Genomic DNA, 11,660 nt, shown 5'->3' on the forward strand with positions numbered 1-11,660 from the left:
AACCGCTGGAATGGCTGACGGATAATGGTTCAGCTTACAGGGCGCATGAAACAAGGGAGTTCGCCCGTATGCTGGGGTTTGAGCCATGCACAACGGCAGTGAGGAGCCCGGAGAGTAACGGCATAGCAGAAAGCTTCGTGAAGACGATAAAACGGGATTACATCAGCATTATGCCCAAACAGGACAGTCGGACGGCAGTGATGAATCTGGCGGTGGCGTTCAGTCATTACAACGAACATCATCCACACAGCGCGCTGGGATATCGCTCCCCACGAGAATATATACGCAGAAAGTTATCGCAACCATAAGAGAGAAAACGCGTCTGGAAATATAGGGACAAATCCACATATCGCACCTAAGACGGATGAAATCAAAGGGCTGGGTGAGTTAAAGAGGGGCCCCAAAAAAACACCGAAACAAGATGGTGGTGGCCTCCGTGATCGCTGGATTGGAGACAAAGGACGTAAAATATATGAGTGGGACTCCCGGCATGGTGAGTTGGAAGAGTATAGAGCAAGCGATGGTGAATATACAGGTTCATATGATCCCAAGACTGGTAAGAAAATTGAAAAAACCAACCCACCGAAACGAAATATTAAAAAATATCTTTGAGAGGTAAGTATGGGTCTTAAATTAGAATTAACCTGGTTTGATAAGAAAACTGAAGAATTTGAAGGCGAAGAGTATTCTAAAGACTTTGGTGATGATGGTTCTGTCATTGAAAGTCTGGGGATGCCTTTAAAGGATAATATTAATAATGGTTGTTTTGATGTGAGAAATGAGTGGGTTTCATTATTGCAACCATATTTTAAACATAAAATTAATCTTTCTGATAGTTCATATTATGTTTCTTTTGATTATCGAGACGGTAACTGGTAATTGAGTGATTAAATCAAGGATGAGTGTCTGTTGTTTCTCTATAACCGCCTCCGGGCGGTTTTTTATTGCCATCGGACGGCATCGTGAATAACAACCCCCAAAGAGGTACACATATGGCATCACCTGACTGGGAGGCTAACCGCTACGGCCTCACCGGAAACATCAAGTATATCGGGCTAAAAAACATCCGATACAAAGAAGGAGTTCCGTTAAAGTCTGCTGCTTATGTAGGGAACAACTGCAGGGTCGAAGTGATGGCCCTGCATTTTGCCAACGCAGATCCCATCAACGGAGCGCAGGCGGTCGTGCATACCGAGCAGGCACGAACCCAGAGTGGGGATACCGCGCAGTCAGCAGGAGGCTTTATTGGCACACTTGAGCTTTCAGGGAAGCTTATATTCCCGACAGCCGGTGTGGGGCGGCTTGTCTGGATGCGTGCACTGTGGGACCGCATACTGCTGAGTGACCTGGTAGTAGTAGGTGGCGAGCGAATTATTCATGAGAACCTGGTGACGGGAAACAAAGGTAAGGTTTTCTGCAGCAACGTACACGTTGACGGAGCTAGCGGTTTCTGTAACACCTACAACCAGATTGAGGCATACCACTCATCTACCGTGCTTGAGACGACAGACATGCCGTACTGGACGCGGGATGCGTCTGCTGTGGTGGAGATATTCGGTGCAGTCAAGACGCTGAATAACACCGGGGTCTGCCGTGTTGAGGCCGGTAAATATTACGCGAAGGGGCTGGATGTTCCTGTAAACCTTACCGACTACCCACCGGCCGGCAATCACGGGGATGTTGTCTTTAACACTAACCCGATAGGTAACGTTGTCGGACGCCATCAGTTCAACGGTGCAAGCAATACCTGGGAACTGAAGGACAGGGAGAAAATCAGCCAGTCAGCCAGCCCGCCACTGCATCATCTCTTTCCAATCGTCCTCATGATGATGGGGGCGTGTTGCGAATGATGCGACTACGTTTGAGTTTGATGATGTGCCTGTGTGAGGTGTTCAGAAAAGAAAAACCCGGTGCGGCGGCCGGGTTAGCTAGATGTAGCGACTCATTAAATCAAAGTTCTGAAATATCAATGTTATAAATCGCCATCCACGCCTCTGCTGGATATGAGTTCAGAGGCACTGATTGATAGTGAGGAGTCAGTATTTCAACTGGCAGTTGATGGTAACTGCAGTAGTTTGCAAGGGTTTTCCAGCTGTATTTCCCCGGGATTGCGCTTTTAACATGAGCTATGGTGGCATGCCTGAACCCTTCGCCTTTACTGTGCACATATCTGTTATGTTGCATGACGTGGTTACCGTATGAGCCCCGGACCGATTTAAACTGCGAATCTTTCCGCTCAATTAATTTTTCTGCTTCTTCAGCTCGTTGAGCCTGCTGTGCTGCTACGAAAAGTGCTTCAGAGTAGGTTTTAGGAGCAAGATTATAGCCTCCAGTTTTTCGGATAGATGGCAGTACTTCAGAAGTGACCCACTTTTTGAATCTCTTTGCCTCGTCTTTTTGGGAGCCCATGACAGCACTATAAAGGCCAGATTCATTTATAAGTGTTTGATTATTTTGGGTAGGATCAATAATGCTTTTGCGCTCCAGGTGGGTGAACTTCGGTTGCACCAGCAGCAAGAGCTTCAGCGTGCGCCGCGTTAACCATGGACTCCGATTCTGCGATGAAACCTACGTGGACAGCATCAGCGCAAACAGTTCCCTGCCTGAGCCAGAAAAATATCCGGCCATTTGCACCGAATCCTTTGAGATCAGGGTGTCCGTGAGGCCCCAGTGCCCCGTCATAATCATGGCGGCTTACGATGCCAGGAATAGGCAGCACGCGCTCATAAAATTCGATTGAACGTACAGGGTCGCTGACTGAGATAAAAATATGATCAAGCAAAATCAATTCCTCTTGAACTGGCTTATGCCTCCAAACATCGGTGTAAGGTACATTTACTGATATGCAAAGTGACACCGAAGCGACTTTAACCTACTCCCAGCAGATTACACACTACGAGGTTAGCAATATGCCTCTCCAGCCAGAAAGCTGTATATCGGCGATTGACAGGCTTTTCTCCAAGTTTACCATCGCTTGATTTACTGCTTTTACATCGCGTTGACTCTCTGGAGTTCGAACTACTCGCCAGAACACAGGTGCAGTGAATGCCATTGCAACGTTAATTTTTGCCCACTCAGCCCATCGATCGACATTTGCCTTTTTCTCCGCATCGTGTGGCCAAAAAGATTCTGTGCCATAACGATTTGCCAGGTAGCGTAGAATGGCTCCCGTCTCCCACAAAGGGGAGGCGGAACCATCCTGCAATACAGGCACAGTGCGGTTAGGATTAAGCGAATAAAAAAAATCCGTGTCAGTTCCTTTATATTTATGCCCCACGTTATGCCTGATATATGGCAACTGCATTTCTCCAATGCACCACATCAACGCTTGGACGTTAGACGATGTCTTTCGGCCCCACACAGTTAACATTTAGATTCCTTTTTGGTATGCCAGGATGGTCAATCGAACATAGGAGTTCATCAAAAAATTTATCAAAATTACCTTAAGCGCCAACATCCGCCCTTGGCACGGAGCGGACGCCTTGACTGAGCCGAAGGTCCGCTATGAGCAGGAAAAGGGCTGGCAGGTCATTATTGATATGATTAGCCTGAGATTGGTCATTTTTCACCCTTCACAATCAATAAAGCACTCAATTATGTAACATTAATGAAACATCACCTCAATATACTCCGTGCCTTGTTTACATTTACTTGCAGGAGTATTACTTTGAAACCGCCCGTACGTCCTTTGGCTGTTCTGATCTGCCTGTTCTGTACCGCCGTCCAGGCTGAGACTGTTCTTTCCACGCCCCATCTTGTCGGGATCGATAATTTCCGCGATATCGCCGGAATCGATACGGCCTATACCACCACATTTAACGGTGAGATGCGCTCAGGCGTTTTCTATCGCTCCAATGCGCTTACGCCGAAAAGCGACGATCTTGCCACGCTAAACAGCCTGGCGATTTCCACGGTGATTGATGTGCGATCGCCAGCGGAAGTGGCCGCGCAGGCTGATACGCTGCCTGATGGCAGTCGATATGTGAACATTGATCTCATCGGCAATAACGGCGCGTTCGTGATTGATCTCAGCAAGATGACCGTCGGCGATGTGGTCACGATGATGGAAGAGGGGGAGCGTAGCTTTGTCACCAGCGATTATGCCCGTCAGGGACTCGGAGAAGTCTTCCGCGAGCTAGCTAACGCGGATGACGCTGCGCTCTATCACTGTACGGCAGGCAAGGATCGCACAGGGTGGATCAGCGCGGTGTTGCAATCGATAGCGGGCGTTAGTCAGGACGATATTATGGCGAACTATCTCGCTACCAACGACTACACAGCGGCACGCCTGAATGCCACCATCGCCATGTTGCCTGCCTCGAGGAAAGAGACCTACGGCGCACTGATGGGGGTGAGGGAAAACTGGTTGCAGGCAGGGCTGGATCAGGTCATCGCCAGCTATGGCTCAATGGATAGCTATCTCAAGGAGGGACTGGGCCTTGATCAGGCCACCATTTATGTGCTCAGAGGTAAGATGGTGCGCTATTTGACGCTGCCCGGTCAGGAAAATCTCTCAGGCAATGCGGGGGCTGGGGCCAGCGTGCTGAATGCCCTACAGGATTCGGCACTTTCCGGACATTACACCGCGTATAACTATTATCTACAAAATGCCATCGATCAGCGATCCTTAGGCGGCGTGGAAAATCAGATCGGCGGCCAGGTTCATGCTGATGCCGAAAGCTATCTGCTGCGTCAGCCATCACGACAGTACGACGCCATTGCGCCACAGATTACAGGGCGTAACCTTCAAACAGAACAGTCTCAGGTCTGGCTGCAAGGGCTGACAGGTTACCTTGGAACAGATAACCATGACGGCGCCAGTTCCAGTAATGAGCATACCAACGGTGCGCTTGTTGGCATCACGCACCGTTTTAACGACACCGCAACCGCTAACGGCGCCATCGGTTACAGCCAGGGTTCTGTTTCTGCGGCAGGGGGTGACGTAAAAACGCATACCACCTCGGCAACCCTTGGTGCTCGCTATGGTTTCCGTTCCCTCAACAACGGTCCCTGGGCGGGTATACAGGGTAGTGCGGGGTACATTGACTATGAGAGCGAGCGACATCTGGCGGGTGGCTTAGGTATGGCTCGAGGGGACAGCAGCGGCCAGTACTACAGCGGTCGGGCCTCCGTTGGTTGGCTCACTATGGCATCGTCCCTGACGCTCGATCCCGCGCTGGGAGTGCAGGTCACTCATCTTTCCATCGACGGATTTCAGGAGAAAGGGAGTGAACTGGCGCTGGATATGGCAGGCGTTAATGAAACGCAAACCAGCGCAACCGCCGATCTGGGTATAGCACTGTTGCCGCAAAAGGTGGGAAGCTGGGCGCTTACGCCGGGCATCAATCTGGGCTACGAACGCTTGCTGAATGACGCTAACGTCAACAGTCACGGGATGCTTTATGGAATAGGTATTGATCAAACCTCTGCGTTCGGCAGCAAAAATCTGTACAAGGCGGGTCTGCGTCTGAGCGGGGAATACCGTAATGTCACGGTCGCTACACGTGTGGATTATCTTTCAGCAGATACTCACAGCGACGGTGTTACGGGTCAATTAGACGTGGCGATAGCATTTTAATCATCCACGCAATCTACTTTCCGGCTGCGAAGATGAAAACGCAGCCGAAAGAGTTTAGCGCTGCTTGCACTGGTAAAGATGTCCGCGTTTGCCGAAGATGTCTTCATTGACAACTCGTCAGTTTAGCTACGTCCGCTTCTGGCACGGAGCGGACAGCCTGACACTGTGAGGTCTGCTACGAGCGAAGAGCAGACATGAAGTGAGAGATTGACAAACCCAATAGCGAAATGGTTGTATAGTGCAACTATTATTATTGGGTTAAGCAAATGACTTCAGAACTACAGACTATAAAAAACATACGTGCGGCTTCACGTTTAATGGTGCGTGAACTGGGCTTCATGAACCAAAATCTAGCTGCAACTAATTATCCCCCCTCAGCTGTCCACTCTATGCTTGAAGTTGAAACTCATGGGGCAATGACAGCCGCTCAACTGGTGCAAATTTTGGGACTGGAGAAGTCCAGCGTCAGCCGTATGCTCGCTAAACTTGTCGAGGGCGGAGAGCTTGAAGAAACCCCTTCCGTTGACGATGCAAGGACGAAGCTATTAAGTCTCACCGGTAAGGGGCGAGAGACAGTAAAGAACATAAACGCTTACGCTGACCAACGGGTAGCCGCAGCACTCGGTAAGCTCGATCCGTTTACCCAAGTGGCTGTATCAAAGAATCTTTCTTCATATGCCATTGCGTTGAAAGCCTGTCGCGAAAACTCCGTAGAAAAAGTGCAGAACAACTTCAAAATAGTCTCTGGTTATCATGCAGGTATGATTGGCCGTATTACTGAAATGCATGGCAGCTATTACGCCAGAGAGTATGACTTCGGCAATTTTTTTGAAGCGAAGGTTGCAGCAGGGCTTGCTGATTTTTCGGCGCGATTAGATAAGCCATGTAATCAGGTCTGGCTGGCAATGGTGAACGAGCGCATAGTCGGCTCAGTTGCTATTGACGGTGAGGATCTGGGAAATAATGAGGCGCATCTGCGCTGGTTCATCCTTGACGATGGCTGTCGTGGCAGTGGACTGGGCAGAAAACTCATTGCAGAAGCAATGCGTTTTTGTGATGAGCAGAAGTTCACTTCGGTACAATTATGGACGTTTAATAAACTTATCGCGGCAAGACGATTGTACGAATCATTCGGATTTGAATTGTCGAAAGAATGGGAAGGCGACCAGTGGGGCAGTACCATTACTGAGCAAAAATTTACTCGAAAAATTAACTAAACATCGCTAACCAATTACTCTTTTGGACATGATGTTTTTGCGGAATTGTTTCGACTAGTCACTCATTCCAAACTGGTCATATCCGTTCCCGGCACTAACGTGCCTCTCGAAAATCTTGGGCTGCTTTGAGCGAGGAGCGGAAGCTCACGATTTTTCTCTCAACTGATTAGAGCTTGATCTTACCCACAATTGTGGGAATGCAACTAAATGAATAAACTCTATGCCAGAGTTTAGTCACAAGGAAGCCCCATCTTAGAACAATCAACTCTTGTAAATAAATGGCACGGAGAAAAATACGTTGCTGTGACATTGATAAGAAGACGGCTCTCTGACCGCCGTGGCATCAGGCGAAGAGGTCGTTCCCGCATCTGAACTTGCTGCTGCCAATAAGCAAATCCGCGAGCTGCAGCGCCTTCCGGGCAAAAAGACGATGGAAGCTGAAATACTTAAAGAGGCCGTGGAGTTCGGTCGGGCAAAAAAATGGATTGCGCATGCCCCCTTGTTGCCCGGGGACGGCGAATAACTGACGTCTGCCGGAGTATCGGTGTGTCGCGTGCGCAGCTGAGTATCAGGGTTCACCGACGGTCTGACTGGCAGGATCGCAGACGACAATCCCATTTTGACGACAGTGAGGTGTTGTCCCGGATAAACACGGCGGTCGCTGACCTGCCGACGTATGGCTATCGCCGTGTGTGGGCAGTGCTACGACGGGAGTCAGAACGGGATGGTCAGCCAGTGGTAAACGCAAAGCTGGCGGGCTAACTGGGTAAACCTGAGTACGCTCTTCGCTTATCCGGAAGATATCCGGCGTGCAATTTACACGACAAACGCCATCGAATCGCTGAACAGCGTGATCAGGCAGGCGCTCAAAAAGCGGAAGGTGTTCCCGACGGATGAATCAGTGCGCAAAGTGATCTGGCTGGCAACGGAAGCGGCGGCGACGAAATGGACGATGCCGATAATCAACTGGCGACTGGCGATGAGCCGCTTTATTATCGAATACGGTGACCGCCTGAGCGGCCACCTTTAATAATCGTGGGCAGTTGCACAGAATTATTTACAGGGTCAACTCTACAGATGACCGAAGCGGTTCCGGGCATTCCTCAACCAGTCGCTGAGCTTCGTGGGGTTCAAGCCAACGAACCCGTCGATTCCTTTCCTGCGGCACTTTTATAACCGGAGATTTCTCGATCCACTTCCAGTCACGCTCTGCTGCCCTCATCATTGCCTTCATTAATGCCAGGTGCTTAGCCTTTGTGGATGTCGAAACTGGTTCGGCTTTATAGGGCCCAATGTCGATCCCTTTCCTTAGCATTCCTGCTGCACGCTGTTTCCAGCGCTCTTCTGCCTTCCTGTTGCTCATCCTGCTTACCGCTGAGTAAATCTTTGCCTCAGTAATATCTTTCAGCAACACTCCTTCAAAATGAATGAGCCAGAATCCCATCCGGCTTTTGTCTGCATCGAGAGATTTCTTATGTGCTTTCTCTTCAAGCCAGCGCATGCAGGCCTCAGCAAAAGACACACTCGGAAAATCTCCCAGCTTCTCTATTCTCCACAATTCAGCCTTTCGCTGGTCGTGGAGCTCCTGAGCCTGCTTTCTGCCCTTTGTCCCAGGAGACTCTTTAATTCGCTTGCCGCCCGGCGTCGTGTAACTGGCGTACCAGGTTTCACCTCTGCGGAATAATGACATGTGCTCTCCTTATCATGTGCTTCATCCGCGCTCACGGCGACAGTGTGCAACGGATTATTCAGTGCGGCAATACATGCCTGACGGGTAACGAGGTAGGGGGATTTGGTTTTTCGCGGGTCTTTGCGTGTTGCTGTCAGCCTGCCCGACCGTATCCATTCACTGGCGGTAGGCCGGGAGATTCCGAGGAACGCGCAGGCCTCAGCCAGCGTGAGTGAGTACGCTTCCATATTGACCTCATAGTTTAAACAGCGCCGTCACTATCAGAGCAACGGCGATTGCGATAAGGATTGGTATCATGCAAACCACTTGTCGATTTTCTCGTACTCAGCAACGACATCTGAATACCCAGGTGACTTCAAAAGAGCGATAACACATTCTCTGCTGTCACATCGATTACGTTTAACGTAGGATGCTCAACGATGAAAAAATCTACAATGTTCCGGCTGCTACGGCAGGAGAATATCACGGCAGCCTGTAATCAGTTCACTCGCTGGGTATATGCAGGCAAGTCCATTCTGCCTGGCCTTGTCACTCGCCGGGGAAAAGAAAAAGAGCTTTGTCTGGATGGGTTATGACAATTGGTTGCCGCTTACTTATCATCGCATTTATTGCCAGCCTGGTTGGTGGTTTTATCTGGTCCGCGAACCACTATCACGAAAAATATATTAGAGAGAAAAATCGCGCTGATAAAGCTGAAACACTGGCGAAACAGCAGAAGGAAGTGATCAGCGATATGCAGACACGCCAGCGCGATGTTACTGCGCTCGATGCCAAATACACCGGAGAACTGGCCGATGCAAAAGCTGAAAATGATGCTCTGCAGCGCAAGCTTGATAATGGTGGCAGGGTGCTCGTCAAAGGTAATTGCCCTGCAGTGTCCAAAGCCACCACCACCACCGGCCTGGATGATGCTGGAACCGTCGAATTCTCTTCAGTTGCTGGACGAAACGTTCTCAGTATCCGGGACGGAATCAGGCGCGATCGGTCAGCACTGAGAGGCTTGCGGCAGTACATCAGAGAGCAGTCCTGAAATAATCGCTATGTGATTATAAGTCTCTCAACTAGATTTAAAAATGCACATCCGTACAGACTCACAATTGTGAGTTTTTTATTAACTGTTAAATTAAAGGGAAGTATATGTTGGACGGAATCATTAATTTCAGAGCAAATGTTGTCAGTGAAACAGTGACACTCCCTGTATTAACCCGTCGTGATATTAAATCGGGTGACTCAGGGGCTTCCGGCGAAATTTACGTTGATATGGGGAGCATCAGCAGCAGCCAGTTTTCAGACATCGGGAGTATTACTACACCTGTTATGTTTGAACTGCGGGTTGATAATCAGGATGCTGAAAAAGTCCATATCTCGTTTAACGGAATTTCCTCTGAGGTCATTAACGGGGTCCTCGGAACGACAAATCCGGCTATCGGTATCCAGTTACATGATGAGAGTGGTAATGTTTTACTGCTTAACGAACTTTGTGAATACGCGGTATATCCTGGCCCGAATGTACTCAGGTTTTCAGCCAGTCTGATCGCCACCCGCAACGATGTGTTACCGGGTAATTTAGGTGCGATTGCTGTATTCACTCTGACGTGCCAGTAACAGTATAAACAGAGCCTGACTTCGGTCGGGCTTTTTTACACCCAAATTTCACCGTGCACTGCACGCGCATTAAACCACGTCGGACCTCGCTTCGGAATGAGCCTTTAGTTTCAGGATCTCGCTTTTGGCTTCCAGTAAATCCCGGGCATGCTGTTCGCTGTTATCGGGTTTAATAGCCCGTAACCACTTATAGAGACTGTGTGCAGAAACGCCCGGACGGTCAGAGACTTCGGCAACGGAATAACCGCGTTCCGTTATCTGACGGACGGCTTCTTCCTTAAATTCAGGTGTAAATCGTGGTGTGCCCATACGCTCCTCCTGTGCTCAAACTATAGGGCAGGATCGTCTACCGGGGCGGGGTCAGTCCATGCTGGCCGAACGCCCGTAGTCATAAATAGGGGCCATAAACAGTTTGTCGACCGTTGATTTGCGTTCACCCGATTCTGCTACGGTGCAAAAGTTAGAGGACACCGGGAATACCAGATCTTCTGCGGGGCTAACGTCAATCAGGCCTTGGCAAACTAAGGCAACTGGTGTCAGGGCTGCAGCGAAAACCAAAGGTAAAGGGGCTTTGGTTTTGTTCTGTACGCTCCAGATAGCATCGCGGATGATTGCTGGCATGCGTTCATAGGGAATAGAGTCCGGGGCTGGCGGATTGAAGTACGAGCCAGGTACTGATATTGGTTGGTACTGCATTTTTTTCTCCAGGTTATGCCACTCAGGCGGTTTATTTCGTGGCCATTAGAAAGCACCCCAGATAATGCCTCAATAAATTTTTACCTATTGTTTTCATTGGAATACGTTGGTTTTCAATGACGGAGGGGAGTGGACATCTGGAGACAATGAAGGAATATTTTAGGAACGTTTGGCGAAGTGTAGTGAATCTTGTCATTATTGGTTTTTTTAGTGATCTCTCATGGAAATCTACAATTTTCTTAATGTTATTACCCCTCCTGCTATCGTTTTTGGCTCAACATTGTGGTAAATCTACGCCCCATTGATAAGGGCTTTGCATGGAGCACAAGGATGACCCCCATTTCAGAACCCCGCTGTGTTTTCACCGAAGGCAGCATTACCTTGCCTGCCGGATACCGTGAGCAGACCGTCAACATTCTGATCGCGCCATCAGGGCCATCGCTTAACATCTCCCGTGACCAATTGCGCCCCGACGAAGACTTTGCCGCCTACCTGGTCCGCCAGCGTGAGGTGTTGCAAAAAGGCTTGCGCAAGTACCAGGCTCTCGAAGAATAATCCGCCGTCTTGGGCGGTGGCCTGTTCCACGGCATTACGCTGCTTTCCCGCTATCATCCGCAAAAGGGCCAGACCCTGCATCAGCGTCAGGCGGTATTCCCGGTTTCAGCTTCTGCCGTGCTGATTTTCACGCTGGCGAGTTCACATGCCTTGACCGAGCAGGATGAAGCTTTCTTCTCCGCCTGCCTGAGCAGTTACCAACACCCGTAACACCCTACATTTCGACCAAGGACAGGAGCGAATACCATGCTGGAAGCAGCACGCGTTGGGGATACCATCGGCCATTCGGGTGCGCTCGCCGGACTGATCGGCGGCACAA

General features: G+C 49.7%; 11 protein-coding genes and 9 pseudogenes. 13 read left to right on the top strand and 7 right to left on the bottom strand.

Features of this window, described 5'->3' with window-relative positions:
• The 4 genes and pseudogenes from AC07U6_RS21965 to AC07U6_RS21980 all read left to right on the top strand — a co-directional run.
• The coding region (locus AC07U6_RS21965) for an integrase core domain-containing protein (RefSeq protein WP_494764848.1) at positions 1 to 308 on the top strand (308 nt) is incomplete at its 5' end.
• 34 nt (positions 309 to 342) lie between these two features.
• Positions 343 to 612 (top strand): annotated as a pseudogene (locus AC07U6_RS21970) (colicin E3/pyocin S6 family cytotoxin); the annotation flags it as partial.
• A 9-nt stretch (positions 613 to 621) separates the two neighbouring features.
• The gene (locus tag AC07U6_RS21975; protein ID WP_494761843.1) at positions 622 to 879 is read left to right on the top strand and encodes a colicin E3-like toxin immunity protein; all 258 of its coding nucleotides are present in this window, start codon (positions 622 to 624) and stop codon (positions 877 to 879) included.
• A 113-nt stretch (positions 880 to 992) separates the two neighbouring features.
• Complete coding sequence (locus tag AC07U6_RS21980) at positions 993 to 1,850, top strand: hypothetical protein (RefSeq protein ID WP_494761844.1); 858 nt, start codon at positions 993 to 995, stop codon at positions 1,848 to 1,850.
• A gap of 100 nt (positions 1,851 to 1,950) precedes the next feature.
• Here AC07U6_RS21980 and AC07U6_RS21985 read toward each other — a convergent pair whose 3' ends face one another.
• The 3 genes and pseudogenes from AC07U6_RS21985 to AC07U6_RS21995 form a co-directional block, all read right to left on the bottom strand.
• Positions 1,951 to 2,508 (bottom strand): BRO-N domain-containing protein, encoded by a 558-nt coding sequence (locus AC07U6_RS21985; RefSeq protein ID WP_494764447.1) that lies wholly within the window; start codon positions 2,506 to 2,508, stop codon positions 1,951 to 1,953.
• Entirely contained in the window at positions 2,465 to 2,782 is a 318-nt protein-coding gene (locus AC07U6_RS21990; protein ID WP_494761845.1) for a VOC family protein, read from the bottom strand. Before AC07U6_RS21990 ends, AC07U6_RS21985 begins: the two co-directional genes overlap by 44 nt.
• 132 nt (positions 2,783 to 2,914) lie before the next feature.
• Positions 2,915 to 3,370, bottom strand: a pseudogene (locus tag AC07U6_RS21995) (glutathione S-transferase N-terminal domain-containing protein); the annotation flags it as partial.
• 297 nt (positions 3,371 to 3,667) lie between these two features.
• Here AC07U6_RS21995 and AC07U6_RS22000 point away from each other — a divergent pair.
• The 4 genes and pseudogenes from AC07U6_RS22000 to AC07U6_RS22015 all read left to right on the top strand — a co-directional run.
• Entirely contained in the window at positions 3,668 to 5,578 is a 1,911-nt protein-coding gene (locus tag AC07U6_RS22000; protein ID WP_494761846.1) for a tyrosine-protein phosphatase, read from the top strand.
• A 266-nt stretch (positions 5,579 to 5,844) separates the two neighbouring features.
• Entirely contained in the window at positions 5,845 to 6,795 is a 951-nt protein-coding gene (locus AC07U6_RS22005) for a bifunctional helix-turn-helix transcriptional regulator/GNAT family N-acetyltransferase (RefSeq protein ID WP_494761847.1), read from the top strand.
• A 316-nt stretch (positions 6,796 to 7,111) separates the two neighbouring features.
• Positions 7,112 to 7,545, top strand: a pseudogene (locus tag AC07U6_RS22010) (IS3 family transposase); the annotation flags it as partial.
• Positions 7,538 to 7,825: pseudogene (locus AC07U6_RS22015) on the top strand (transposase); the annotation flags it as partial. The pseudogenes AC07U6_RS22010 and AC07U6_RS22015, both read left to right, overlap by 8 nt.
• A 30-nt stretch (positions 7,826 to 7,855) precedes the next feature.
• Here AC07U6_RS22015 and AC07U6_RS22020 read toward each other — a convergent pair.
• Both AC07U6_RS22020 and AC07U6_RS22025 read right to left on the bottom strand, forming a co-directional pair.
• A pseudogene (locus AC07U6_RS22020) lies at positions 7,856 to 8,485 on the bottom strand (site-specific integrase); the annotation flags it as partial.
• Between the two features lie 131 nt (positions 8,486 to 8,616).
• Positions 8,617 to 8,712, bottom strand: a pseudogene (locus AC07U6_RS22025) (helix-turn-helix domain-containing protein); the annotation flags it as partial.
• A gap of 147 nt (positions 8,713 to 8,859) precedes the next feature.
• Between AC07U6_RS22025 and AC07U6_RS22030 the strand changes: the two are divergent.
• The 3 genes and pseudogenes from AC07U6_RS22030 to AC07U6_RS22040 all read left to right on the top strand — a co-directional run.
• A pseudogene (locus AC07U6_RS22030) lies at positions 8,860 to 9,060 on the top strand (glycoside hydrolase family protein); the annotation flags it as partial.
• Positions 9,057 to 9,515, top strand: coding sequence for a lysis protein (locus AC07U6_RS22035; protein WP_494761848.1), 459 nt, complete (start codon positions 9,057 to 9,059; stop codon positions 9,513 to 9,515). The pseudogene AC07U6_RS22030 and the gene AC07U6_RS22035, both read left to right, overlap by 4 nt.
• 107 nt (positions 9,516 to 9,622) lie before the next feature.
• Entirely contained in the window at positions 9,623 to 10,090 is a 468-nt protein-coding gene (locus tag AC07U6_RS22040) for a fimbrial protein (protein WP_494761849.1), read from the top strand.
• A gap of 99 nt (positions 10,091 to 10,189) precedes the next feature.
• Here AC07U6_RS22040 and AC07U6_RS22045 read toward each other — a convergent pair.
• Positions 10,190 to 10,399, bottom strand: a pseudogene (locus AC07U6_RS22045) (transposase); the annotation flags it as partial.
• A gap of 51 nt (positions 10,400 to 10,450) precedes the next feature.
• Complete coding sequence (locus AC07U6_RS22050) at positions 10,451 to 10,786, bottom strand: DUF3987 domain-containing protein (protein ID WP_494761850.1); 336 nt, start codon at positions 10,784 to 10,786, stop codon at positions 10,451 to 10,453.
• 330 nt (positions 10,787 to 11,116) lie between these two features.
• Here AC07U6_RS22050 and AC07U6_RS22055 point away from each other — a divergent pair.
• Positions 11,117 to 11,551 (top strand): annotated as a pseudogene (locus AC07U6_RS22055) (DcrB-related protein).
• Between the two features lie 36 nt (positions 11,552 to 11,587).
• On the top strand, positions 11,588 to 11,660 hold a 73-nt coding region (locus AC07U6_RS22060), incomplete at its 3' end, for a hypothetical protein (protein ID WP_494764795.1).

The organism is Erwinia sp. GW821-FHT03D09 (assembly GCF_059420805.1).